This window comes from Pedobacter sp. MC2016-24 (assembly GCF_015223055.1).
Taxonomy (GTDB): Bacteria; Bacteroidota; Bacteroidia; order Sphingobacteriales; family Sphingobacteriaceae; genus Pedobacter.
On record NZ_JADFBX010000003.1, the window covers coordinates 607381 to 633842 of the forward strand.

Consider the following 26462-nt stretch of genomic DNA (forward strand, 5'->3'; position numbering starts at 1 on the left):
ATGAACATTGAAAGAATTGATGACGGAAAAAAAGGTACCTTTAAGGCTGTCTCAGAAGGTAAAGAAGCCGGGTTGATGACTTACGTCTGGTCTGGACCAGGTAAGTTCATCATTGATCATACAGAAGTTCATAATGACTTCGCAGGACAAGGCGTAGGTAAGCAATTGGTTTTAGAAGCGATTAAATATGCACGGGAGAATAACTTGAAAATTATGCCACTTTGTCCATACGCCAAAAGCGTATTTGATAAAAATCCGGATTTACACGACGTCCTGTTTTAGCAATTCGCGTTGCATAACTTTTGCAGTTTGCGTGCTGCCATCGTGGCTCCAGCCAGGAGGATTTAAAAAGTACTTTACCTTATCTTTAAAGGTAGGTGCTTTTTTTGCATCGGCAATCATGGCCTTAAATTCGTGGAAAATGATGTTTACAGCACCGGTATCTTCAGGCTGTTTGGTTAAGCCATAGGCGATGGTTTCTTCGGCAACCTCTTCCTGAAATGTTCCGAAAATACGATCCCACAGAATCAATACCATACCCATGTTTTTATCCAGATAACGGAGGTTGCTGGCATGGTGAACCCTATGGTGTGATGGCGTAACAAAAATATATTCAAATATAGGGTTTAACTTTCCAATAGCCTGGGTGTGTACCAGGTTGCCATAAATTTGGGTAACGAGGTACGCAAATAAAATGTCAATGGCGCTGAAACCCATAAATGCCAGGGGAAGGTAAAAGAAAACGCGGTACAACGGCTCAAATACAGTGGATCTGAATCCTGTTGTCAGGTTGAAATGTTCAGACGAATGGTGTGTAACATGCATTGCCCAAAAGAAACGTACATAATGACCGGTGTAATGTAAAAACCAGTATAGGAAATCCTGTGCCAGAATCAATACCAGCCAATACACAAATACATTAGAAATGTGAAACAAGCTGTAATGCAGATAAACATAATCCAACAGGAAAAATGTCCCCGCCTTGGTAGCTACATTGATCACAAAAGCGGCGGCCATCAAGTAAACATTGGTTAAGGTATCACGCCCATGATAGCGTTTCCTGTCATGGGCGTAACTGAAATACATTTCGAATAAGGTAAGCAGTATGACGAAGCCAAATAATGCGCCAACGGTTATACTTTTATCAAATTCATTCATGCTTTATTATTTATGGTATGATTATCGTTTTTCTTTGTACGGTATGTGCGCTGAAAAAACCAAGTGCCCCGCCACTAATGTTACTTAGCGGATCAGTGGGTGCAGCACCATTGTCAGAGCCTGCAGCACCAAAAAGGCTAAATAGATAAGTGTAAACAGGTCCGTCAACACAATGCATCTCTGCTGTTAACCGATCTCCTTTTTTAAAGTTCAGCGCGCGGTTTTTCGTCTTGTTTTCAAATACCAGGTATTCATTGATTTCCCTGCCAGTCGTAAATTCATCATTCGTTACGCTGTAGTCCTTTTGAATCTTATCGTTCACATACTGCTGAAACCAATAATAATTTTTAGTCTCAGCCGGATCTTTATATTTAACCATTGGCGTTGCACGCGTAGTATCAAAATCTGCAGGCTTCAACGTGAAGTCTAAAAACGGAACCAGTTCAGGCATCGTACTGCTGGCTTTAAACACCTTCCCATTAATATCTACAGTTAAATTGTAAGTCTGGCCAGGTGTGCCATTTATGGCCGTAGTCTGATAAATGCCTTTACTTATTTCTGTCAATAAAACAGTATTCCCGTTATTTTCAATTTTTACAATTGCTCCGCCAATTCCATTAAACTGGTTGTCATCACTAAAATCCTTGGTCTCGCTAATGAGTACTTTGCAAATCCCAGGTTCATTGGTAATGGTTCCTTCAATTACATATTTAAGAACGTTATCTTTAAGCTTCAGATCAATTGCCTTTTCGCAGGACCACAATGCCGAAATCAAGAGCAAAAGTATAAAACGATGTATTATTTTCATAGTATATGTGTGTTTTTTAAGTGGAAATGAGGCTGTCATGACCTTATTACCTTTTATTTTTAAGTTTTCTATACGCTTCATGATCTCAGGGCCTTAAAATTTAAAATTATAGGAAACAGATGGAACGAATCTGAACAAGGTTGTTCTGATCGCTTCTGTTCTGTTTGGATCGGTTTCTTTATCCCTGAAAGTGATCCGGTAAGCATTTTCCCGGCCATACGCATTGTAAAGGCTGATGTTGAGCTCTGAAGAGAACTTTTTAGTTTGTTTTAACAAGCGTGTGGCACCAATGTCAAGACGGTGATAGCTGGGCATACGATCAGCATTGCGCTTGGAATAATTAAAGTAGCTGTGACCAAGCATGGTGTATTTTCCGTTAGGTAAGGTAACCGCATTTCCTGTCGAGAATACCCAGTTGGCCGATAATGACCATTTTTTGGTCAGCTGGTACATGCTCACCAGCGAAATGTCGTGCGTACGGTCTTGTCTGGCATCGTACCATTCTCCGTCATTAATTCCGTCAATTTTTCTTTCAGTTTTGGAAATGGTATAGGCCAGCCAGCCAGTTAACCTTCCGGTCTTCTTTTTAAGCAAAAATTCTGCACCATATGCTCTGCCCTTACCGTAAAGCAATTGCGTCTCAATCGGTCTGTTGGTAAAAATATTGGCCCCATTACGGTAATCAATCTGATTGTCCATCGATTTGTAATAGGTTTCTACCGTAACTTCATAGGCATTGCCACCCAGGTTTTTATAATAACCCAACGATACCTGGTTACTGCGTTCAGGCTTGATGATATTGGTACTGGCTACCCAACGGTCAGTTGGTGATGAAGAATTTGAATTGGCAATCAGGTGCAGGTTCTGTGCATTCCTGACATATGAAGTTTTAATGGCAGACGATTCACTCAACTGTATGGAAACCGCAAGTCTCGGCTCAAGGTTAACATAGGTTTTTACCACTTCTCCTTTTTTATAAGACCTGGTTCCGGTGACATTTCCTGCCCCATCAACGTCAAAATAGTCACCTTCTCCTAAGATGCTGAAGGCAGAAAGCCGCAAACCATAGGTAACGTTTAATGCATCACTCGCTTTCCAGGTATTGCTGGCATACAAGGCATTTTCCAGCGAAAACCTGCTCTGCAGTTTTTGTGATATCAATCCGGAATTTCCGGTTGCGCGTACCTCACCGGGCTTAATGGTATGATAAATTGAATTCAATCCAAAGCTCAGGGTATTTTTGTCATTGACATACCACTGTAAATCCTCTTTCAAATTCCAGTCCCTGATTTGCGAGAATAAGGTTAAGGTATTTTCATCACTGTTCGATCTGATCTTATAATTGTAATTGCTGAAGATGACCGAAGTATTTGAGAAAAGCTTATTGTTGAAAATATGGTTCCATCGAAGTGTAGAGGTCGCATTTCCCCAGTTTATTCCCGATAATTGATCACCGCTGATCACATCCTTTCCAAAATAGCCGGAGATGAACAACCTGTCTTTCTCACCCAAATAATAATTCAGCTTGGCATTAACATCATAGAAATAAAGGCTGGAGTTTTTGGTCGCAGAATCCGGGGAGATCTTTAAAAACATGTCTGCATATGTTCTGCGGGCTGAAATTAGGAAAGAAGATTTGTCTTTTTGTATTGGTCCTTCCACATTAATCCGGGCAGCAATTAAACCGACACCGCCACTTACACCAAACTTCTGGTTATTTCCGTCGTTCATTTTAACATCCAGGACCGAGGATAGCGCACCACCATATTGCGCGGGCATACCCGTTTTGTAAAGCGTTACATTTTTAATCGCGTCAGAATTAAAAGTAGAAAAGAAACCCAGTAAGTGGGAGGCATTGTAAACAGGAGCCTCGTCCAAAAGGATCATGTTCTGATCTGAGCTACCACCCCTTACAAAGAAGCCCCCGCTGCCTTCACCAGATGTCTTTACGCCTGGCAACAATTGTAAAGTCTTGATGACATCACGCTCGCCCAGTAATACGGGTACGTTCTTGGTTTCCGCAATGCTCAGGCGTTCCATACCCATTTGCGGGTTATCTATGTTTCTTTTTGCTGCTGAAGAAGTTATGGTTACTGTTTCGAGCTCATTCTGATCATCTTCAAGGCTTAACGTCAGACTTTTATTCTGATCCAGATGGATTTGCACCTGTTGTGATTTTGCGCCAACCGCACTTACCTGTATGGTATATGAACCTTTTGGGAGGCTGAGGGAATAAAAACCATATTCATTACTCTGGGTTGCTAATTTGCTGTCAAGTACACGGACTGTGGCTGCAATCAGGGTTTCTCCACTGTTTGCAGATTTAATAGTACCACTTAAAGTATATTTTACCTGGCTTTGTACCGGATTTGCCGCCGGGCCGGCTACCGGCTTTTTTTCCTGTTCAGTTTGCATACGGATGAAAACCTCTTTGTCCAGGGGGCTGTACTGTAGTGGTAAATTGTTAAAAGTCATTGTCAACACTTCATCAAGGCTCCTGTTCGTGGCATTTACTGAAACCTTATACTGGCTATTTGCCACTTGTTCATTATACGTGAATTTAATGCCACTTGCCTTGCTGATCTGGTCAAGTGCCGTTTTAAGGGGGGTGTCTTTAATGTTTATACTTAGCTTTTTTGCCAGTTGATTTTGTGCCTGCGCCAAAAATTGCATGCATACGGTCAACACAAGCATCACCGCTATTAATTTTTTTTTCATAACTTTATCATTAAATATTAATTGATTTGCCCACAGTTCTCAAGGCTCGGGCATTTAATTGAATTTACTTGCCGGGTTTTGCGCATCAAAGTCCGGCATTTATTTTAGAATCACATATAGCCCCCCTTGTTTTTCCCATTTCATTTCCATCACGGTACATAGTTTATTTAAGCTTTGTTCTATTGGATCACTCATGTTGAGGTGGCCATAAAAGTTTTTCTCGGAAATGCCCGTGTCCAGTTTAATTTTAATGTTGTACTGATTCGACAGGTCACTCACCACTTCTTGAAGCGCTGCTCCTCCGTATTCATATAAACCTAACCGTTTATCCAGAAAAGCAGCAGCTTGTGGGAAATCTTCCTTAATGATGCGGGAAGTGGTTTTATCAACGATTACACGTTGATTGGCCACAATCGTATCACGCTGTGTGTTGTTTTGGCCAATTAAGGCCAAGGCTACCTTACCGGTAACCAGGGTAACATTTATGGTGTGTTGTTGTGTATATGCCATCACATTAAAGCTGGTACCAAGAACCGTAGTGCTTAGCCTGCCGCTTTTAATGGTGAAAGGATGCCTGGCATCATGGGTAACCTCAAAAAAGGCTTCACCAGTTAAACTAACCTGACGCTCCGATTCTTTAAATTGTGCCGGATAGTCCAGTTTACTGTTCGGGCTTAACCAAACACGGGTACCATCTGGTAGCTGAATCTGCTTGCGCTGGTTTGTTGTGATTGCCTGTTCATAATTAACTTTGGCCTGGAACAGTTTACCAAAATCTGAACGGTAGAAGTAAATTCCGGAAATGATGATCAACATGGCTGCAATTGCGATCGCTTTGTAAATTTTAAAGCGGTCAATGTGCTCAGGATTTAATTTAACCTGTTTACTTTCCTGTTTCAGGAATTCCGGGTATAACCCTGACTCTGGGATAGCCTGGGTCTGATCCCAGGTCGCAGACATTAAACTCAATATTTCTGCATCTTTCTTTTTTCGAAGAAGCCTGAAAAACTGTTCGAGCTCATCCGCAGTACATCTATTTTTTAAATAGAGTTGATATAATGTGTTTAATTGTCCGTTATCTTCCAAAATATACCTCCGGTTTTAAGCTTTTTATGCTGGCCGTTTATATCAATACAACTGTGGAAGCAGGGGGGACTAGTTGGAATGAAAATAATTTGAATACGCGATCAAAAAACAGATGATGCTACCATGCTGATTTACATACTGGCGGATAAATTTGGTCGCCTCAACCATGTGATTTTTCACCGTATTCTTTGAAATGCCCAATTTCTCTGCAATCTGATCATGTGTCAGTTCCTCATTCCGGCTCAATTCGTAGATTAGTTTCTTTTGCGGCGGAAGTTTTGAAATCGCCTCATCATAAGTTTTAATCAGTTCCCTTTCCAGTACGTTGTCTTCCGTTGTATTGCGTATGGTTTCAATATAATTAAAAATTTCCTGCTGAAGCGTCCTTTCCCTGGACGCTTTTTTCAGGTAATTCAACACATGATTGAGGGTGATTTTTTTGATGTAAGCGTCGAAGTTCAAATCTAAATTGATCTGTTCCCTTTTTTGCCAGATGCGGATAAAAACCTCCTGTACAATCTCTTCTGCCGTTTCCTCTGATTTACACAGATTACTTGCATAGGCATACATTTTACTCCGGTACCGATTGTAAATGGCAGCAAAAGCAAGCTGATCGCCCGCCTTGAGTCTCATCAGTAAATTTTCCGGAGATGTTTGATTTGATTGATCTGTATGCATCGAATGTTGACCCCAATGTTAAATAATTTTTTTAACATCAGGAAATTCTATGCGGAAGTGCCCCGGTTTTTTATCTCCCGGTGAGGTCAATGTTAAAGCTGTCAAACAATACCGGTGGCGCATCTCTAAAATCTTCATTGATTAAGTAATAACTGCCTTTAATGCTGAAATGAAAAGGATTTTTCTCTATCTCAACCTTTAAAAAACCATGTCTGTCGTCACAATAACTATCCAGATTTACCTTAGTAAAACAGTCGCTGTCTATGGTGTAAGCCGGATCATAAGGATCCGCCAATTGATGCAATTCTTCAAATCCACCGGCGCCCGCAACCACAAATGGTAAAGTTTTTCCGTCATTGTATTGCTTGCTGAACCGCTGGTAATTGTGTACATGGCCACTGAAAACAACGTCAGGTTTTACACCGGATTCCTGAAACGCAGCTTCCAGGAAATCAATCATTGGCAGACTGGAGCCATGGTTAAAATCAGCTGAATAGGGGGCGTGATGCATACATACGATGATCGCTTTGTCTTTGTGATGTTGCGCGGCATGACGGAGCTCGTTGATGAACCAGCTTTTCTGGTCATTTTTGATGCAGCCATACTTCGGTACATTGGTATGTAGTCCGATAATGGTAGCCAAAGGGGTTTCCATAGTCCAGTACGCATGGGGTTGTACCTGACTTTTACGGTTGATGTTTTGACCAAAGTATATGGTTTTTGAGCTGGTATTGCAAAACGTGGTGTAAAATGCCTCCAGACTGCTGTAGTGTTCGCAATCCGGATTTACGTCGGTGTCATGATTTCCTGCTATGGCATAAATGGGTGCCGGGTATTGTTCAAAAGGGCTGAGGAACTGATTATGGTATTGATCCGCTTCTCCGTAATGATACACAATATCTCCAAGATGGTACAAAAAAGCAGGCTGGTCTATTTTTCGTTCTACCTGATGGCATTGCTGCGCCATTTGTCGGGCCAGTTTTTCCTGAATGTCTGGCAAACCTGTTCCGCCGGTATCTCCAACCATGTGAAATACAAGTTTATCCTGTGCCGGGTGATTCAGGCTTAAACGATAGGGATAACTGCCGGCAGGTTCCGGTAAAGTCTGAAACTTATGTAGATCATCCATTTGATCTGTTTTAAAAACTGCGCTGTAACGGATTTTAGTGCTGATCATAACCATGAGATTTGTGATTACAATAAAATTAAGGTGGCGATATTAAGCTATCATTAAGAAATGAATATCAAAGCGAATTGTTCATCTAACAAGCGTATTCGCGTACCACTGCACAGGTCCCCATTGTAATTGGGATGTAATTAAAATGGTTGCTTTGGATTAAAGAATTCGCGTTGTAACATTTGTGCTGTTTTATTCTCTAATTTTGAATTTTATTATAAAAATCTTTATGAAACGCATCATTTTTATGTTTGCTTTAGTGTTAGGGCTTAGCGCCTGTGACAATACTAAACTTAAACTACGTGCACCACTGAATAGCGAAAGTGCAACCCGGGTGGATAGTTTAAAAACCGATACTACGGTTACAGATTCTACACATGCCGCAGGAAAAAAAGTAATCAAGATTTCCACGATATAAGTTGGCACTGACATAGGGGTGTCAGACAAGTTCCTAAGTTTGCCTTCTTAAAATCGATCAAATGGAAAAACAAACACATGATGCTTTTGCATTAATGGGTATTGCTGTCAGAACTTGTAATACAGACGGAACAGCAGCCATAGCTATTCCTGCACTTTGGGAAAGATTCAGGTCAGAAAACTTGCTTTCAAAAATTTCCAATGTACAGAGTACAGATATTTATAGTGTATACACAGAGTATGAAGGCGACTACACCCAGCCGTACACTACCCTGATCGGGTACAGGGTTGCCAATCTGGATCAGGTTCCCGAAGGCTTAACTGGAATCATCATCCCGGCTGCTGCGTATATCAAACGTGTTGTTACTGGAAATCTCCTTAAAGGAGCTGTATACGAAGCCTGGCTGGATATCTGGCAGTCTGATCTTCCACGTGCTTACACCGCTGATTACGAAGTGTATGGCCCTGAGGCGCAGAATCCTGAAAATGCCAGGGTAGATATTTACCTCTCGGTTAAATAGTAAACTGTTCGATTTCTTTTGTTAAGTTTGAATATACTAACTCATAATTTATGATGCTGTTGCCAGTTTAGACAATAGATAAAATATTGAAAATAAGCACAGCTTCTAACCTTAAAAAACAAATGTTAATGTCGATGAAAAAATTGAACAGATCAATGGGAATTCCGGCAATTGCTGGTACCATTTTGTTCCTGGCAGCGTGCAACAACCCTGGTGTAAAGACAGCGGAGTTGCATTCGGGAATCCTCCTGAAAAATATGGACACCACGGTAGCTCCAGGAAACAATTTCACAGCATATGTGAATGGAGCCTGGATGAAAAGTACAAAAATACCTTCTGATAAGGCTTCTTTTGGTGCGATGGCTATAGTAAATGATAAAGCACAGGACGATGTCAAAGCGATTATTGAAACCGCTGCAAAGAGCAAGTCCAAGGACGGTTCTGAGGAACAAAAGATCGGCGATTTTTATGATTCATACATGAACATGAAGGTTCGCGATGCCAAAGGTTTAGCACCCCTGGATGCCGAATTTAAAAAAATTGATGCCATTGCTTCAACCAAAGATTTGCCTGCATATTTTGCCTACGCGAATAAAATAGGCTTTAAAATTCCTTTCAACCTGAGTGTAATGGAAGATTTTAAAGACCCGAAAAAATATATGTTGTTTAGCTGGCAAGGTGGTTTAGGCCTACCAGACCGTGACTATTACCTGCTGACAGATGCAAAATCAAAAGAAATCCGCGACAAATATCTGGTGCATATCGAAAACATGTTAAAGATTGCCGGAATTCCTGATGGAGCAACAAAAGCAAAACAAATCATGGCCCTGGAAACTGCATTGGCAACCAAACAAATGAAAAAGGAAGACACCAGGGATATGGCCGGATTGTATAATAAATACGCCGTAAAAGACCTGAACAAGCTATTGCCCGATTTTGATTGGAATGTTTTACTTGCAGATGCTGGCATCAAAGGAGTAGACAGCCTGGTAGTTACCCAGGTCGCTTATACCAAAGATCTTGCGACTATTTTGAAAAGCACACCATTGGATACCTGGAAAAATTACCTGAAATGGGGTGTAGTAACAGGATCGGCATCGGTATTGAATACCGCTTTAGATCAGGAAAACTTCAATTTCTATGGAAAAACCCTGAGAGGTATAAAAGAACAAAAACCACAATGGCGTAGGGCTGTAGACATGGTTAATGCCAATCTTGGTGAAATGGTAGGGAAACTGTATGTGGAAAAACATTTCCCTGCAGAGGCCAAAGCACGCATGATCAAATTGGTAGACAACCTGTTAAAAGCTTACGAAGCCAGCATTAAGGAACTGGACTGGATGAGTCCGGAGACAAAAAAACAAGCGTTGGTTAAAATCAGTAAGTTTACTACCAAAATCGGATACCCGGATAAATGGAGAGATTACGGTGATTTAAAGGTGGTTAAAGATGATCTTTATGGTAATAACTTAAGGGCAACAGAGTTCGAATACAACAGAACAATCAATAAACTTGGTAAACCAGTTGATCGTTCTGAATGGGGTATGTATCCGCAAACGGTGAATGCATATTATAACCCCCCGATGAATGAAATCGTATTCCCCGCAGCAATATTACAGCCGCCTTTCTTTGACATGAATGCTGATGATGCTGTAAACTACGGTGGTATTGGTGCAGTAATTGGTCATGAAATTGGTCACGGTTTTGACGATCAGGGAAGTACTTTTGATGGCGATGGTGTCATGCGTAACTGGTGGAACAAAAAAGATAACGAAGAGTTTAAGAAAAGGACAAGTGCTTTGGTATCTCAATACAGTTCGTTTAAAGTATTTCCTGACCTGAATGTCAATGGAAACTTTACGCTGGGTGAGAACATCGGCGACCTGGGGGGGCTAAGTATCGCATTAAGAGCTTATAAAGCCAGTTTAGGTGGAAAACCAGCTCCGGTTATGGATGGCTTTACTGGTGAACAAAGGGTGTTTATCGGCTGGGGACAAGCCTGGTTGAATAAAGCAACTGATGAATCGCTTAGAAATCAGGTAGGTACCGATCCGCATTCACCTGCGCAGTTCAGGGTAAATGGCGTGGTGAGGAACATTCCGGAATTCTATACCGCGTTTAAAGTGAAACCTTCAGATTCATTGTACCTGGCTCCTGATAAAAGAGTAAAAATCTGGTAACAGAGAAAATGAACACATGAAAAAGGCCTGGAATTATTTTCCAGGCCTTTTTCATGATCTTATAAATCTAACTGTTGATATAACTTTCCAGTTGTGATATCGTTTGTTTTTGATCCGCAATGATGAATTTTACCACATCTCCAATAGATACCATACCGAGTAACTCCTGATGCAGCATCACGGGTAAATGTCGGATGTGTTTATCAGTCATGATCTGCATACACATCTCGATGCTATCTGAGGGTAGAACAGTAATCGGATCAGCCGTCATGACATCTTTTATTGGGGTATCCGCTGATGACTTTCCGTGTAACACAATTTTTCTGGCGTAATCCCTTTCCGTGAAAATCCCCAGCAGTTGCTGCGCGTCGGTAATCAATAAAGCACTGATGTTTTTTTCCATCATCACATGCAGGGCATCCAAAACTGATGAACTCGCCGTTACAGAAAAGATTTGTACGGGCTTGGTGGCAAGTAATTGTTGTACGGTTTTCATAAGGAATTCATATTTAGCTAATTAAAGCTAATTAAAAAATACTTTAATTCCAACGCAGTTCCAGAAAATAAATTTAGTACAGCAATAGCTTAGAGTATGGAGAGAATTTCATCGACATATTTCCGGTCGTTAGCCAAACGTGGTACCTTATGCTGTCCGCCTAATTTTCCTTTTGATTTCAACCAGTTGTAAAAAGTATTTGATGGGGCATTGTGGACTTTCGGGCGTTTTAGTGCCATGTCTTTGAAACGCTTTGCATCATAGTCTGAATTCACCTCACGAAGGGTCTCGTCCAGTACATCTACAAACCTTTCAAAATTATTTGGCTGCTGGTCAAACTCAATGATCCATTCATGGCCGCCCACTTCTTCGCCTTTAAAATAGATCGGGCAAGCGGTGTAGTCTTTAAAAACAGCATTGGTTTCAATGCATGCCTTGCAAATGGCTTGCTCGGCATTGTCTATGATCACCTCTTCACCAAAAGCATTGATGAAATGCTTTGTGCGACCCGTAATTTTGATGCGGTAAGGAGACAGAGAAGTAAATTGTACCGTATCTCCAATCATGTAGCGCCATAAACCACCATTTGTAGAAATGATGATCGCATAGTTTTTATTTAAAGCAACCTGATCTAAGGCTAAAGTATCCGGATTTTCATCGTCAAGATTTTCAATAGGTAAAAACTCGTAATAAATACCGTAATCCAGCATCAGCAACAACTCGTCGGAGTTGACCTCGTCCTGAATCCCAAAAAAGCCTTCAGAAGCATTGTAGGTCTCCAGGTAATACATTTCATTGGAGGGGATCAATTCTTTAAACTGCTCGCGGTAGGGTTTAAAGTTTACCGCCCCATGGATATAGAGTTCAAGGTTGGGCCATACTTCCAGCAAATGTTTCTTGCCAGTCATTTCCAATACCTTCTTAGCCAATACAATAGTCCAGGTCGGTACACCCGCAATATTGGTTACGTTTTCTTTAATGGTTGCCTCGGCCATTTTTTCCATTTTCTGCTCATAGTTGTCCATCAGCGCAATAGAAATGTTTGGGGTACGGTAGTATTCTGCCCACATGGGCAGGTTTTTGATCAGTACCGCAGATAAATCGCCGTAAAAAGAATCCTCATTTAGCTGGTTAATCTGGTGACTGCCGCCCAATACCAATCCCTTGCCGGTTAGGATCTGGTTATTTGGCCTGTTGTTGCAAAAGATAGAAAGCAAGTCTTTGCCGCCTTTAAAATGACATTCCTGTAAAGATTCCTCAGATACGGGAATAAATTTGCTGCGGTCGCTGGTCGTTCCCGATGATTTGGCAAACCACTTGATCTCTGAGGGCCAGAGTATGTTTTGTTCGCCTTTTAGCATCCGCTCAATGTAAGGTTTTAAGGTATCGTAGTTTTGAATGGGTACGCGGTCTTTAAACTGCTTCACCGATCGGATGGACTGATAATCGTACTTGATGCCCCATTCGGTATAATTGGCCATTGCAATCAGTTTAAAAAACCATTCCTCCTGTACATCATGCGGATATTTCATGAAAAGTTCAATTTGATGAACACGCTTTTTCATGTACCAGGTGAAGATTGAATTTACTATTGCCATGGGATAGATTTTGAATAAGGATTATAGATTTTTGGTCCGGAGTACGAAATTTGAGCCGAGGTATACCCGCCTTACCATTTCGTTGGCGGCCAGAACTTCTGGAGTGCCTGATTCGAGTATTTTACCTTCAAAAAGTAAATATGCCCTATCTGTGATGGATAAAGTTTCCTGAACATTGTGGTCGGTAATCAGGATGCCGATATTTTTTTGTTTAAGTTTAGCTACAATGGTTTGAATTTCTTCAACTGCAATGGGGTCAACCCCTGCAAAAGGCTCATCCAGCAGGATGAAATTCGGGCTCGCAGCTAAAGCCCTCGCAATTTCAGTACGGCGGCGCTCGCCACCAGACAATAAATCGCCACGGTTTTTACGCACCTTATGTAAACTGAACTCGTTGATCAGTTCGTCTAGTTTTTCATGCCTTTCCTCCCGGTTCATGTCGGTCATCTCCAGGATAGCCATGATGTTGTCTTCAACGGATAATTTTCTGAAAACTGAAGCTTCCTGGGCCAGATATCCAATCCCTTTCTGAGCCCTACGGTACATCGGATCGCTGGTGATGTCCTGGTCATCCAAAAAGATGGTACCCTGATTCGGTTTAATTAAGCCTACAATCATATAGAATGAAGTCGTTTTTCCTGCACCGTTCGGTCCAAGCAAACCTACAATCTCACCCTGACTTACATCAAATGATACATCATTTACAACAGTACGCTGTTTATATTTCTTAATTAAATTTTCAGCTCTTAAGATCATTTGTAATTATGATTTACGAAATATGAGTGTCTGTTTATTCTGCTAATTTTATGGCTTTGATATTGAGTTGTATGCGTTTCTGATCTCTCCACACGTTCTCCTCTATGGTATAACAAACAGAGAAGGGACGGTTTGGTTCTAAAAGAGTTTCATATGCTGCAAGACCAAATCCAATACTTTCAAAAATAGCTGAATTTTGTTGTTTTAAAGTTAGTTTTAAATGTTTTTCGCCAACAATATACGGCTTTCCAATTAAACTTACTTTGTGGCTGACAAAGACCGGAGCCATATTGTGTGGGCCAAACGGAGCCATCTGTGCAATGATCCGCTGAAATTTCCCGTCAATTTGAGCTAAAGAAATCTCGTTATCTATCTTGATTTCAGGACAAAGTAAGTCCTCGGTAATTGTCGCTGAGACTACCTTTTCAAAACGTTCTGTAAAAGATTCGATATGTTCTGGTTTCATCGTCAGCCCGGCCGCAAATTTATGTCCGCCAAACTGTACCATCAGGTCCTGGCAGGACAACAAGGCCTCGTACAAGTCAAAACCTGCCACCGAACGCGCCGATCCCGTCAGTAAGCCATTAGATTTAGTCAGCACCACGGTAGGTCGGTAATACTTTTCCGTTAGTCGCGATGCCACAATGCCGATCACCCCCTTGTTCCAGCTTTCATGGTACACCACTGTTGTTTTTTTATTCATTAAGATCTCACAATCTTCAATCAATGCTAAAGCCTCAGCGGTAATGTTCTGATCAGAAGTTTTGCGTTCTGTATTCTGAAGATTGATAAATAAGCTTTGTTCAAGAGCCAGACCATCTTCATCGCAAAGCAGCATTTTTACAGCCTGGTTAGCATGGTCCATCCGGCCCGCAGCGTTGATCCTTGGCGCCAGCGAAAAGACCACATCCGTAAGGGTATAGTGTTTGTTTTTGCCAGAGATGTCCATCAGGGCTTTCAAACCCATACAGGGCTTGGTATTCAGCTTAATCAGTCCATGATAGGCCAGGATCCGGTTCTCATCCTCAACAGGTACGATATCTGCGGCTATGCTCACCATGACCAGGTCTATGTATTGCTCGTACTGATGTGCAGGTAATTGATGCCGGATGCAATAAGCCTGAGCCAGTTTAAAGCCTATACCACAGCCTGCAAGTTCTTTGAAAGGATAGGTGCAATCTGCACGTTTGGGATCCAGGATGGCAACCGCTTCCGGTAGTTCATCTCCAGGAAGGTGGTGATCGCAAATGATAAAATCAATACCCAGACTATTGGCATATGTGATTTTATCATTCGATTTGATTCCACAGTCCAGCGCAATAATCAGGGTATAGCCATTTTCCCGGGCGTAGTCAATGCCAGTAGTCGAAATGCCGTAGCCTTCCTTATGACGGTCTGGTATATAATAGGCAATGGTTGAGCTGAAGTTTCGGAAAAAACTATAGGCAAGGGCAACTGAGGTGGTACCGTCCACATCATAATCGCCGTAAATCAAAATGTGTTCCCGCTGTTCCAGCGCTTTTTCTATCCTTACAATCGCCTTGTCCATGTCCTTCATCAGGAAGGGATCATGAAGATGCGCCATCTGGGGTCTGAAAAAATCTTTGGCCGCATCAAAAGAGGTGATGCCTCGCTGAACCAGTATTTGTGCTAAACTTGGATCTATAGTTAATTTTTGTGCAAGCAAATCTGTCTGTTCCTGATTGCCCTGTACGGCCTGCACCCATCTTTTCTCCATTTAAATATATTATATTAAGTTCATAGCGGTTCCCTATCTTTGTATTGATTCGTAAATATATCATTTAATTAATAACTACGCCATTGCAAGTTCACACTTTATATGAAGGTTCCTACTCCGTAGATGCGAGTAAAAAGTTCGTTCCATTTAATCCTGAGACAGATAATCCAAAAGATCGCCCGGCATCTTTATTTATTCATGTACAACCTTTCCTTGTGAAAATGGGTGATGACCTGCTCTTGTTCGATGCTGGTCTTGGCTATAGCGATGAGCAGGGCCGGCTTATATTACATGAAAATATCCGGAAGGCAGGTTTCAGTCCCGACGACGTAACTATGGTTTTGATGTCACATTTACATTTCGACCATTCCGGCGGCATGATCCACCAGGTAAACGGGCAGACAGAACTGAGTTTTCCCCATGCAACTTATGTCATCCAACGGGGAGAATGGGAGAGTGCCTTCAGTAATAAATCTTCTTCTTACAAAGTGGAGATCTTTGAATTTTTACAGCGAAATGCACAGCTGGTACTCATCGATGGCTCCGGACAGCTCACTGATCAGATCAGTTATGAATTAACCGGCGCACATACGCCTTTTCACCAGGTATTTTTGTTGGATGACGGTGTTGATAAGGTGTTTTTTGGTGGTGATGTTTTGCCAGAGCCTGAAGAACTGCTGCGTAAATTTATCGCTAAATATGATTTTGACGGTCGTAAAGCCATGGAATTGCGTGAAGAATTTGGAAAAAAAGCTGCAGCAGAAAACTGGAAATGCCTGTTTTACCATGCAAAAACTAAGGCGACAGGTTATATCCGGTTAACCGACGGGCATTTCAGTATAGACTAAATTTTTACTCCAGTTGTTTAAAAAGCTCAATGAGCCTTTCCATAGACAGGGGTTTTGAAATGAAGCCTTTCACTTTAGTATAAGTTTTGGCTTTTTCAATGTCATTTTCATAAACCGATGAGGAAAGCATATAGAGGTCAACCGGTGGGCTAACCTGTAACTCATTATAAGCATCAAGGAACTCCCATCCATTTAGGATGGGCATATTGATGTCGACCAGGATCAGTTCAGGAAAGTTGGGCTGATGCAATACAGACTTGAGGTAGTCAATTGCTAACTGTCCGTTTCCCTTGGCTACCATTTCAACATTATATCCCGTTTTTTGTACAATTTTTTTAATGATGAAGATGTTAATGTCATCATCATCGATAACGAGAAGGTTGATCTTTTGATTCGTCATAAAGATTTCCGGCAAAAGGCCAGATTGGGTATCTATAAAGTTATAAAAAAAGCCATTATTAATAATGGCTTTTTTATAAATAAAAAATAAAATTTTATACGCTTAAAATTAAGCCGTAGTTTCTTACATATAGCTCTCAATCGGCGGACAAGCGCAAACTAGCGAACGGTCTCCAAATGAGTCATTTACTCTTCCAACCGAAGGCCAGAATTTATAAGCAGCTACATATGGCAATGGGAAAGCTGCGGTTTGTCGGCTGTAACTGTGGTTCCATTCGTCACCTGTTACATTGGCTGCAGTATGCGGTGCGTTCTTTAAAGGATTGTCAGTTTTGTCTAAATCGCCATTTTCTACAGCAGCTACTTCTTTTCTGATCGCAATCAATGCATCACAAAATCTGTCCAACTCATGTTTAGGCTCACTTTCAGTTGGCTCAACCATTAGTGTTCCCGCCACAGGGAAAGATACCGTTGGTGCGTGGAAACCATAATCCATTAAACGCTTGGCAATATCCACTACCTCGATACCAAAGTTTTTGAAGCCCCTGCAGTCCAGGATCATCTCATGTGCACAACGTCCCTGGGCACCTGAATATAAAACCGGGTAGTGTTGCTCTAAACGCGCTTTCATGTAATTTGCATTTAGAATCGCGTACCTGGTTGCATTGGTTAATCCCTCAGCACCCATCATCGCGATATAAGCGTGAGAAATTACCAGGATCGACGCAGAGCCCCAGGGTGCAGAAGATACCGCATGGATCGCCTTGCCATTGTCAATATCTACTACCGCATGTCCCGGTAAATAAGGCACCAGGTGTTTCGCTACACCGATTGGTCCCATACCAGGGCCGCCACCACCATGTGGAATACAGAAAGTTTTATGTAAGTTCAGGTGACAAACATCGGCACCAATTGAACCCGGACTGGTTAAACCAACCTGTGCGTTCATATTTGCACCGTCCATATAAACCTGACCACCGTTTTCGTGGATGATGTTACAAATCTCTATGATGCTTTCTTCAAATACACCATGCGTAGATGGGTAAGTTACCATCAGGCAAGACAGATTTGCTGCATGTTCTTCAGCTTTCGCTTTCAAGTCAGCTACGTCAATGTTGCCATTTTCTAATGATTTCACAATGATGATCTTCATGCCGGCCATTGCTGCAGATGCAGGATTGGTTCCATGAGCAGAAGAAGGAATCAAAGCAATGTTACGGTGTGCGTCACCGCGGTCCTGGTGGTAAGCCCTGATTACCATCAACCCTGCATATTCACCCTGAGCACCAGCATTTGGTTGTAAGCTCATGGCAGCAAATCCGGTAATTTCGCTCAACCATTTATCCAGTTCATTGAATACGTTATAATATCCTGCAACCTGATCAGCAGGGGCAAAAGGATGAAGCTTACCAAATTCTGGCCAGGTAACCGGGATCATTTCGGTAGTTGCATTTAATTTCATGGTACATGAACCCAATGCAATCATCGAGTGACAAAGCGAAAGATCTTTGGTTTCTAACGATTTGATGTAACGCAACATCTCATGCTCTGAATGATGTACGTTGAATACCGGGTGTGTCAAATAAGCTGACGTACGTTGTAAGGCTTCAGGAATTACCGTCTCTACCGATTTGTCATCTGCCAGCTCCACTGCGTCAGCAGCAATGCCTTTTACCTTAGAGAAAATCTTGGTTAGCAATTTAATATCTTCTACCGAAGTGGTCTCATCCAATGCAATGGTTACCACACTGCCATGGTAATGCAGGTTGATCTCATTGTCGATACATTCTCTGTGGATCGAGTCAACCAGGTTCCCAAGATCTAACTGAATGGTATCAAAATAAGCTTTGTTCAATTGGGTATAACCCGCTTTTTCCAATGATTTGGATAAGGTAATTGCCAGACCATGCGTACGTTCTGCAATTAGTTTTAAGCCTTTCGGACCATGATAAACGGCATAAAAGCCAGCCATAATGGCCAGTAAAGCTTGTGCAGTACAGATATTCGAAGTTGCTTTATCTCTACGGATATGTTGCTCACGGGTTTGTAAGGCCATGCGCAATGCATAGTTCTCATTGCTGTCAATGGTCACCCCGATGATGCGTCCTGGGATTGAACGTTTATATTCATCCTTAGTTGCAAAATAAGCGGCATGTGGTCCACCAAAGCCCATTGGTACGCCGAAACGCTGGGTTGTACCCACTACGATATCAGCACCCCATTCGCCCGGAGGCGTTAATAAGGTTAAGCTCAGCAAATCGGCCACTACCGTTACTTTTACATTCTTTTCATGTGCTTTGCTGGCAAAACCAGTATAATCAAATACTTCTCCATTACCTGCAGGATATTGTACAATTGCACCAAAAAACTCATCTGTCAGATCAAATGACTGGTGATCGCCAATTACCAGCTCAATGCCAAAAGGATTGGCACGGGTTTTTAGAATATCTATCGTTTGTGGGAAAAGTAATTCAGAAACAAAGAATTTTGTTGCCTGCTGGTTTTTGCGCAAGCTGTATTGCATAAACATGGCTTCTGCAGCAGCAGTACCTTCATCCAACAGAGAGGCATTGGCAATTTCCATTCCCGTCAGGTCAATTACCATGGTCTGGAAATTCAATAAGGCTTGTAAACGGCCCTGAGCAATCTCCGCCTGATAAGGCGTATATTGCGTATACCATCCTGGATTTTCCATCACATTACGTAAAATCACTCCAGGGGTAATGGTATCGTAATAACCTTGTCCGATGTAAGATTTAAAGACTTTATTTAAAGCCGCAGTCTGTTTTAATGCCGCCAGGTAATCTTTTTCAGATTTCGCCTTTGGTAAATTTAAAGGCTGTTTTAACCGGATGGTTTGAGGAACAGTTTGTTCAATTAATTCGTCAATAGAAGCCAGTCCAATGGTATGTAGCATGGCCTCTGTATCTGCTGCATTAGGTGCAATGTGACGGTCTTTAAAATCCTCTTTGTAATGAATGTTTAAGCTCATGAAGTCTATGAATAAAAAGTTGCGCAAAGGTAATAAAAAATACCCTTAGCTTCAGTTAAAAAGACTTCATAAACTTTCAGATTAATCGCCTGTAACCATCCAGCCCTCTTCTTTTTTGTATTTGAGCTTAAATGTTTTGGTAATGAAATTGCCCCCAACATTTTTGTCCTGGTAAAAAACAGTGAAAGGGTTCTTGTCTTTTTTCAGCATCACAGTTACTTTTGCGCTTTTATTGGCCGATTTGTCAATCGTTGCGGGTTTGCTTTCATCCATCAGGTAAGCGATACCTTTTACTACAGCTTGATCCTGTTCCTGCTTCACCACAAAAGGCTTGGCTTTATCGGTTAGCGTAATCAGGTAAACATAACTGCTGTCCCTGGATAAGAATTTTTTCTTTTGATCTTGTAGGCTCATCTCTACATAACCTTTTTTCTGCAGGTCCTGATATTTAAGTAGATTTAGCTTGTCATGCTTGCTTTTGAATTTGATTTCCCCCAGTGCTACTTTTACAGTTTCATACTCTGGGTTCGATTCCAGGTAAGCTGCAACCAGTTTGGTAGCGGTGCTTTGTTCCAACATCGCGTTATTGCCGCAGGCAGCTAAAAACAGGCTAAATACAAAAGCCAGGGCGTATAATCTTTTCATCATGCTTATTTTAATTTTTCAGTTGTCTCAAATACATTTGAACCGTGTTTTCCAATCCGAGGTATAGCGCATCGCTGATCAGGGCATGTCCAATGCTCACTTCCAGTAAACCCGGAATACTTTGTGCGAAATAATGCAGGTTATGCAGGTCCAGATCATGACCTGCATTGATGCCAAGGCCAAGTTCATGGGCTTTATGTGCTGCGGCCACATAAGGTAAAACAGCCTTTTCGCGGTTGTCATAATAATTGTGTGCATAGGCTTCGGTATACAATTCAACCCGGTCTGTACCAGTTTCTTTGGCACCTTCTACCATTTCTACGATGGGGTCAACAAAAATGGATACCCTGATTCCTGCCGACTGGAACAGGCCAACCATTTCTTTGAGGTAGTCGAGGTGCTTAACCGTATCCCATCCATGATTAGAAGTGATTTGCCCTTCAGCATCAGGTACCAAAGTTACCTGCGCGGGTTTATTGGCCAAAACCAGGTCAACAAATTTGTCCTCCCTGCAATTACCCTCAATGTTAAACTCTGTAGCAATAACAGCTTTCAGGTCAAAAACATCCTGGTAACGGATGTGCCGTTCGTCGGGACGCGGGTGTACTGTGATGCCTTCAGCACCAAAACGTTCACAGTCTAACGCTACTTTTACTAAATCCGGATTGTTTCCTCCGCGGCTGTTGCGGAGTGTTGCGATCTTATTGATGTTTACAGATAATTTAGCCATGTGGTAAAATTAGCAGATTATTTTCTTATTTTGCTGTCTGCATTAACGATAATTTATCAGCTCAATGTTACAAAAAAAACTGCTCATCATCCTTTGCCTCCTGGGCTTGCAAAAACCAGGCCATGCCCAGCAAAGTAAAGTAATGCAGAAAGCACACCCGGTCATCGCGCATGCAGATACCCTTTTTTACATTCAGAATAAACTGGGCTCTTTATCCGCTGCCGAACGGGCAGAAAGGACTTCCGCAAAGGTAGTTGCCTTATCAGAAGACCTGTTGTTCGTGTCAGACTCACTCACTACATTCAATGATTCTACCCTGGTAGATGTAGCTTATCGGGGCGATGTATTACTCAGTTTATCTAAAGCTGATGCTGATTCAGCGAAGATGGATCGGATCATCATGGCCAAAGCTTATCAGGAAATCATTCTTCAAAACATCAATACCTATAAAAAAGAAACTGACCTGACTGAATTGCTGAAACGGGGCGGCTTGGGCTTGCTAATAATTTTTATTCTTGGGTTATGTATCTATCTGCTCAATAAGTATTCAAACCGGTTTAATGCCTGGCTTAGGATTCGGCTGCATGAAAAAATCTCAGGACTTAAAATCAAAAATTATGAACTTATTGACCGGAAAAGCGAACTGATCCTGATCCGAAAGATTTTAAATCTGATAAAGATTGCGGTCATTGTGATCCTTGTTTACCTCACGTTGCCCATTGTATTCCGGCTTTTTCCATGGACAAAACCCTGGAGCGATAGCCTGATCAGCTTTGTACTTAACCCGCTTAAAAATATCTTTCGTGCCGTCATCAATTTTATCCCCGACTTCATTACCATTGCCGTCGTTGTTGTCGTATTCCATTATCTAAAAAAAGTAGTTAAATTCTTTGCCAATGAAATTGAAACGGAAAAATTAACCGTCAGTGGATTTTATCCGGATTGGGCTAAACCTACGTACAATATTGTCAAGCTCATTCTCAACGCATTTATGCTGGTTGTGATCTGGCCATTTATACCGGGTTCAGACTCTGGGATATTTAAAGGTGTTTCTGTTTTTTTAGGGCTCCTCATTTCTTTTGGATCTTCTTCTGCAATCAGTAATGGTGTGGCCGGTATGGTGATCACTTATATGCGTCCTTTTAAAATTGGCGATATTGTGAAAATTGGTGAAGTTACCGGCGCTGTACAAGAGAAATCTTTGCTTGTTACCAGGATCCTGAGCTTCAAAAATGAAGTGATTACCATTCCAAACAGTGCTATATTGAGTGGTAATACCGTAAATTACAGCAGCATGGCCAGCAAAGGCGAACTGATCATCCATACTTCGGTAACCCTGGGTTATGACATTTCCTGGAATGTCATTCACGAGCTATTGATCAAAGCGGCTATGCAATCGGAAGGCGTCATCAAGGAAAAAAAACCATTTGTATTGCAAACGAGCCTGGAGGATTGGTTTGTCGCTTATGAATTGAATGTGTACATCAATAATCCGGCAAAAATGCCTGCCGTTTTTTCAGAGCTGCATAAAAATATTCATATCGCTTTTGATGCTGCAGGCGTGGAGATTATGTCGCCGCATTACCAGGCCATCAGAGATGGAAACGCGAGTACCATCATTCCTAAAATTTGATTTGAACCCTCTTGTATGATTGCATTTTTGAAAAACAGACTGCTATTGATGAGCTTGTTGCTCTGTCCGGCCATATCAGGTCTGGCTCAGGTAAATGTGGACAATTATGTCCGTTTTTTTGCCCTGACTAGATACGAAGGTAAAGATCAGCTGATCTTAAGGAAATTTACCCGTTCGGGAACTTTAGCTTATTTGACCGTTAACCCCCAGGAATTAACCACAGCAATTGTGCCTGCGGCGGGTTTGCCCGTTAAGATCTTAACCTGGGATCAGGCCACCACTCATTTTGAAAATACTGCTTATATGAAAACGATCGCTACTGCGACCCAGCTTTCAGGCAGTTTACAAGATGCGGGCATCATTCATGGCTTTCCCAAGGAAAAAGGAATCACCTTAACCATAGACCTTTGTCCTTCGCATAAACCCCTGGACAGGGTGATTTTTACTACTTTGATCGCTGAATTTCAAAAGACAGAAAAACCGGTTCCACTTGCCATTTCCGTAACAGGAAGGTGGATGCTGACTCACCAAGGTGATCTAAATTGGTTGAAAGGTCTGGTCAGATCAGGTGACATCGACATCACCTGGGTCAACCATTCTTACAACCATAGGGTAAGTTCCAACGCGCCATTGCAAACTAATTTTTTACTGGAGCCTGGTACCGACCTTAACTTTGAGATTCTTGGAACTGAACTCGCCATGATCCAGCAGGGTTTGCTACCCTCCATATTTTTTCGATTTCCGGGCCTTGTTTCTGATCGTCAGGTGGTGACCAAGCTGCTCAGCTATGGCATTATTCCGGTAGGTAGCGACGCCTGGCTGGCTAAAGGTCAGTCAGCCAATTCCGGTAGCATAGTATTGATCCATGGAAACGGAAATGAGCCGGTGGGAGTAAAGGACTTTATCCAGCTGCTGAAAAGCAAACAGGCTGATGTGAAGCATAAAAACTGGTTGCTCTATGACCTGAACCAAAGTGTAGAAGATGAATTTAGTCAGTAAATACAATCTTTCTATAACAACAAATAGCCGCAAAATATTTTGCAGCTATTTGTTTATACCGGGAAATCGTCGATCTGAAATCCCAAATCTATTGTGCATTAGTATCTGTATGCTTCCGGTTTAAACGGACCTTCTACAGGAACACCAATATAATCCGCCTGATGCTGATCTAAAACGTCCAATTCTACACCAATTTTAGCCAGGTGTAAACGGGCAACTTTCTCATCCAGGTATTTAGGCAATACATATACTTTGTTTTCGTATTTGTCTGTGTTTGTCCAAAGCTCTAATTGTGCCAACGTTTGGTTGGTGAAAGAGTTCGACATTACAAAACTTGGGTGACCAGTTGCGCAACCTAAGTTTACCAAACGACCTTCTGCCAATAAAATGATGTCTTTACCATCAATGGTATATTTATCAACCTGAGGTTTGATCTCAACTTTAGTATCACCATAGTTTTTGTTCAACCAGGCTACGTCAATTTCATTGTCGAAGTGACCGATGTTACACACAATCGCTTTGTCTTTCATCGTTTTGAAGTGCTCTGCACGAACGATGTCACAGTTACCGGTAGTAGTTACGATGATATCAGCTTCTTTAACTGCAGTAGCGAATTTTTTAACTTCATAACCTTCCATGGCCGCTTGCAATGCACAGATCGGATCAATTTCAGAAACGATTACACGTACACCTTGTGAGCTTAAAGATTCTGCAGAACCTTTACCTACGTCGCCATAACCAGCAACAACAGCCACTTTGCCAGCCATCATCACATCAGTAGCACGACGAATCGCATCTACCAGGGATTCACGACATCCGTATTTGTTGTCAAATTTAGATTTGGTTACTGAATCGTTTACATTGATTGCAGGTAAGTGCAAAGTGCCATTTTTCATGCGCTCGTATAAACGGTGTACACCTGTAGTAGTTTCTTCAGATAAACCTTTGATGTCAGCAATCAGTTCAGGGAACCTGTCAAACACCATATTGGTTAAATCACCACCATCATCTAAAATCATATTTAAAGGCTGACGCTCCGGACCGAAATGTAAAGTTTGCTCAATACACCAGTCAAAGCTCTCCTCATCTAAGCCTTTCCAGGCATACACCTGGATACCAGCAGCAGCAATTGCAGCTGCAGCGTGGTCCTGGGTAGAAAAGATATTGCATGAAGACCAGGTTACTTCAGCACCCAGCTCAACCAAAGTTTCAATTAAAACTGCAGTTTGGATGGTCATGTGTAAACATCCGGCGATGCGTGCACCTTTTAAAGGTTTTGACGGACCGAATTCTTCGCGTAATGACATCAACCCTGGCATTTCTGCTTCGGCTAATCCAATTTCTTTACGGCCCCATTCTGCCAGTGAAATGTCCTTAACTTTGTAAGGAACGTAAGTTGTCTCTACTGATGACATATAATATGTTTTTAAATTTCTATTTTACAGGCGCAAAATTACACAATAGTTTAGCTAAATTCAAAAGTACTGGAAGCATGGCCGTTTAATGATTGTTGTTTGACATTAACATCACCCCATCAAGGTAGTTGCCAGGTCGTCAGAATTTAACAGAGTTAAATTAAATCCAGTCTAAAGGATTATTTCTTGTCTTTCCAGTAGTCGATTATCCGCCGGGCAAGTGCAGTTCTGCGTGTCATGATACTTTGTATCAACTGATCGGCAGCCTCAAGGCCCTCTATCGGGTCAAGCACCTGGATGTTATCCAGCCAGGTAATATCCAGCTTATCATACCGCTCATACATCTCCATAAATTCACCAGGCGTAAACCATCTTTTTGAAGCGGGATCAAATACCCACATCTTTTGCTTCAATGCATCGTTTACGATGGTTCTGATCAAATCACTGGATTTGGCATTTTTGTCTGATTTGGCTTCCATAGAGCAAAAATAGCAAACAATTAGTAACTTGATTCAGTCGAAATTAAATGTTTATTGATGTCATTGCTTAGCGTCGCATAAAATTCAGACGTATCAAATTCCATGAGCGGAATCACCATGTCAATGTATTTGCCATAAAAACTTTTAACCAAAAACTTAACCTGGTCCGGTCTGTCATCTTCATGACCGCCCGGAATTCCAGAGTAGACGTTTAAATGACAGATGTACAGGTAGTTGTTTCCATTGTATTCAAAACTCTTGATTTTTGAATCTAATTTGTTCGGATCCATTTCCATACGAAATGGTGTTTCTGCTGTGGTGGTCATGGTTTGGTGGGTTAAAAACAATAGCAATATAGTTATTGCCCGCGAAAATTCATATGAATAATGCTACCGCTGGGACTAAAGTTTTAACCCAAAGTAATTTAAGGGTAAAAACTAAGGCTTCAGCCTGCAGGTGCTTTGATGCTAGCTGCAAGTGCTGTACATTTGTAGCACTCAAAAGAAATTAAAAAAGAAATTAAAGCATATGTATCCAGAATATTTAGTAGAACCGATGCGTGCAGAACTTACAAATGTAGGTTTTGAAGAATTAAAAACTGCAGCAGATGTAGACAACGCAATTGCTGGCGAAGGAACTGTATTTGTAGTGGTAAACTCAGTATGCGGTTGTGCTGCAGCGAATGCACGCCCTGCTGCAAGATTAGCTGCTGCTAATGAGAAACACCCGGATAAATTGGTTACTGTTTTTGCGGGCATGGAAAAAGAGGCCGTTGATCAGGCCAGGGGGTATATGATGCCTTTTCCGCCATCATCGCCAGCCATGGCTTTATTTAAAGATGGTAAATTGGTTCACATGATCGAACGTCATCAAATTGAAGGCCGTCCGGCTCAAATGATTGCCGATAGCTTAATCGGTGCATTTGATCAGTATTGCTAAGCAATCGTTTTCAAAGATTTAAAGGAAATAGCTATCTTATCTAAGGTAGCTA

25 protein-coding genes are annotated in these 26462 nt (G+C 41.7%); 8 read left to right on the plus strand and 17 right to left on the minus strand.

Annotated features, from left to right (window positions below):
- Positions 1-282: a GNAT family N-acetyltransferase gene (locus IM797_RS10750; protein ID WP_194127102.1), complete on the plus strand. Its 282-nt coding sequence runs from the start codon at positions 1-3 to the stop codon at positions 280-282.
- Here the strand turns inward: IM797_RS10750 and IM797_RS10755 are convergent.
- The 6 genes from IM797_RS10755 to IM797_RS10780 all read right to left on the minus strand — a co-directional run bounded on the left by IM797_RS10755 (position 262) and on the right by IM797_RS10780 (position 7625).
- The gene (locus IM797_RS10755) at positions 262-1158 is read right to left on the minus strand and encodes a sterol desaturase family protein (protein WP_194127103.1); all 897 of its coding nucleotides are present in this window, start codon (positions 1156-1158) and stop codon (positions 262-264) included. The two genes, IM797_RS10750 and IM797_RS10755, sit on opposite strands and share 21 nt — an antisense overlap.
- A 10-nt stretch (positions 1159-1168) precedes the next feature.
- On the minus strand, positions 1169-1966 hold the full coding sequence (locus tag IM797_RS10760; protein WP_194127104.1) for a DUF4249 family protein: 798 nt from the start codon (positions 1964-1966) through the stop codon (positions 1169-1171).
- Positions 1967-2059: 93 nt separating this feature from the next.
- The gene (locus IM797_RS10765; protein ID WP_228098804.1) at positions 2060-4684 is read right to left on the minus strand and encodes a TonB-dependent receptor; all 2625 of its coding nucleotides are present in this window, start codon (positions 4682-4684) and stop codon (positions 2060-2062) included.
- A gap of 99 nt (positions 4685-4783) precedes the next feature.
- A complete protein-coding gene (locus IM797_RS10770; RefSeq protein WP_194127105.1) occupies positions 4784-5644 on the minus strand; it encodes a FecR family protein in 861 nt (286 codons plus the stop codon).
- Positions 5645-5839: 195 nt separating this feature from the next.
- On the minus strand, positions 5840-6403 hold the full coding sequence (locus tag IM797_RS10775; RefSeq protein WP_194127106.1) for an RNA polymerase sigma factor: 564 nt from the start codon (positions 6401-6403) through the stop codon (positions 5840-5842).
- Between the two features lie 115 nt (positions 6404-6518).
- The gene (locus IM797_RS10780; protein WP_228098806.1) at positions 6519-7625 is read right to left on the minus strand and encodes a metallophosphoesterase; all 1107 of its coding nucleotides are present in this window, start codon (positions 7623-7625) and stop codon (positions 6519-6521) included.
- Positions 7626-7854: 229 nt separating this feature from the next.
- On the opposite strand from IM797_RS10780, the gene IM797_RS10785 reads away from it, so the two are divergent.
- The 3 genes from IM797_RS10785 (at position 7855) to IM797_RS10795 (ending at position 10743) form a co-directional block, all read left to right on the plus strand.
- Entirely contained in the window at positions 7855-8043 is a 189-nt protein-coding gene (locus IM797_RS10785) for a hypothetical protein (RefSeq protein WP_194127108.1), read from the plus strand.
- Between the two features lie 61 nt (positions 8044-8104).
- Positions 8105-8563 carry a GyrI-like domain-containing protein gene (locus IM797_RS10790; protein ID WP_194127109.1) on the plus strand — a complete coding sequence of 153 codons (459 nt, stop codon included), beginning with the start codon at positions 8105-8107 and terminating at the stop codon, positions 8561-8563.
- 128 nt (positions 8564-8691) lie between these two features.
- Positions 8692-10743, plus strand: a complete 2052-nt coding sequence (locus IM797_RS10795) for a M13 family metallopeptidase (protein WP_228098807.1) — start codon at positions 8692-8694, stop codon at positions 10741-10743.
- Positions 10744-10810: 67 nt separating this feature from the next.
- Here IM797_RS10795 and IM797_RS10800 read toward each other — a convergent pair whose 3' ends face one another.
- The 4 genes from IM797_RS10800 to recJ all read right to left on the minus strand — a co-directional run bounded on the left by IM797_RS10800 (position 10811) and on the right by recJ (position 15331).
- Complete coding sequence (locus IM797_RS10800; RefSeq protein ID WP_194127110.1) at positions 10811-11239, minus strand: CBS domain-containing protein; 429 nt, start codon at positions 11237-11239, stop codon at positions 10811-10813.
- Between the two features lie 89 nt (positions 11240-11328).
- Positions 11329-12837, minus strand: a complete 1509-nt coding sequence (locus IM797_RS10805; protein ID WP_194127111.1) for a GH3 auxin-responsive promoter family protein — start codon at positions 12835-12837, stop codon at positions 11329-11331.
- A 21-nt stretch (positions 12838-12858) separates the two neighbouring features.
- Positions 12859-13593 carry an LPS export ABC transporter ATP-binding protein gene (lptB, locus tag IM797_RS10810; RefSeq protein ID WP_194127112.1) on the minus strand — a complete coding sequence of 245 codons (735 nt, stop codon included), beginning with the start codon at positions 13591-13593 and terminating at the stop codon, positions 12859-12861.
- A gap of 34 nt (positions 13594-13627) precedes the next feature.
- Positions 13628-15331 (minus strand): single-stranded-DNA-specific exonuclease RecJ, encoded by a 1704-nt coding sequence (gene recJ, locus IM797_RS10815; protein WP_194127113.1) that lies wholly within the window; start codon positions 15329-15331, stop codon positions 13628-13630.
- An 83-nt stretch (positions 15332-15414) separates the two neighbouring features.
- Here recJ and IM797_RS10820 point away from each other — a divergent pair, with 83 nt between their 5' ends.
- Positions 15415-16179 (plus strand): MBL fold metallo-hydrolase, encoded by a 765-nt coding sequence (locus IM797_RS10820; protein ID WP_194127114.1) that lies wholly within the window; start codon positions 15415-15417, stop codon positions 16177-16179.
- Between the two features lie 4 nt (positions 16180-16183).
- Here IM797_RS10820 and IM797_RS10825 read toward each other — a convergent pair whose 3' ends face one another.
- The 4 genes from IM797_RS10825 to IM797_RS10840 all read right to left on the minus strand — a co-directional run bounded on the left by IM797_RS10825 (position 16184) and on the right by IM797_RS10840 (position 20945).
- Positions 16184-16579, minus strand: a complete 396-nt coding sequence (locus tag IM797_RS10825; protein WP_194127115.1) for a response regulator — start codon at positions 16577-16579, stop codon at positions 16184-16186.
- 123 nt (positions 16580-16702) lie between these two features.
- The gene (gcvP, locus tag IM797_RS10830; RefSeq protein ID WP_194127116.1) at positions 16703-19570 is read right to left on the minus strand and encodes an aminomethyl-transferring glycine dehydrogenase; all 2868 of its coding nucleotides are present in this window, start codon (positions 19568-19570) and stop codon (positions 16703-16705) included.
- Between the two features lie 81 nt (positions 19571-19651).
- Positions 19652-20218 (minus strand): hypothetical protein, encoded by a 567-nt coding sequence (locus tag IM797_RS10835; protein WP_194127117.1) that lies wholly within the window; start codon positions 20216-20218, stop codon positions 19652-19654.
- Between the two features lie 7 nt (positions 20219-20225).
- Positions 20226-20945 carry a pyridoxine 5'-phosphate synthase gene (locus IM797_RS10840; RefSeq protein WP_194127118.1) on the minus strand — a complete coding sequence of 240 codons (720 nt, stop codon included), beginning with the start codon at positions 20943-20945 and terminating at the stop codon, positions 20226-20228.
- A gap of 64 nt (positions 20946-21009) precedes the next feature.
- Between IM797_RS10840 and IM797_RS10845 the strand changes: the two genes are divergently transcribed.
- Together IM797_RS10845 and IM797_RS10850 are read left to right on the plus strand one after the other, a co-directional pair.
- The gene (locus IM797_RS10845) at positions 21010-22578 is read left to right on the plus strand and encodes a mechanosensitive ion channel family protein (protein WP_194127119.1); all 1569 of its coding nucleotides are present in this window, start codon (positions 21010-21012) and stop codon (positions 22576-22578) included.
- 15 nt (positions 22579-22593) lie between these two features.
- On the plus strand, positions 22594-23577 hold the full coding sequence (locus IM797_RS10850; protein WP_194127120.1) for a polysaccharide deacetylase: 984 nt from the start codon (positions 22594-22596) through the stop codon (positions 23575-23577).
- Positions 23578-23675: 98 nt separating this feature from the next.
- Here IM797_RS10850 and ahcY read toward each other — a convergent pair whose 3' ends face one another.
- The 3 genes from ahcY to IM797_RS10865 form a co-directional block, all read right to left on the minus strand.
- Positions 23676-24992, minus strand: a complete 1317-nt coding sequence (ahcY, locus tag IM797_RS10855; RefSeq protein WP_194127121.1) for an adenosylhomocysteinase — start codon at positions 24990-24992, stop codon at positions 23676-23678.
- A gap of 179 nt (positions 24993-25171) precedes the next feature.
- Positions 25172-25471, minus strand: coding sequence for a hypothetical protein (locus IM797_RS10860; RefSeq protein ID WP_194127122.1), 300 nt, complete (start codon positions 25469-25471; stop codon positions 25172-25174).
- Positions 25472-25491: 20 nt separating this feature from the next.
- Positions 25492-25797 carry a hypothetical protein gene (locus tag IM797_RS10865; RefSeq protein WP_194127123.1) on the minus strand — a complete coding sequence of 102 codons (306 nt, stop codon included), beginning with the start codon at positions 25795-25797 and terminating at the stop codon, positions 25492-25494.
- Positions 25798-25999: 202 nt separating this feature from the next.
- Here IM797_RS10865 and IM797_RS10870 point away from each other — a divergent pair, with 202 nt between their 5' ends.
- Positions 26000-26410, plus strand: coding sequence for a BrxA/BrxB family bacilliredoxin (locus IM797_RS10870; protein ID WP_194127124.1), 411 nt, complete (start codon positions 26000-26002; stop codon positions 26408-26410).
- Positions 26411-26462: the final 52 nt, after the last annotated feature.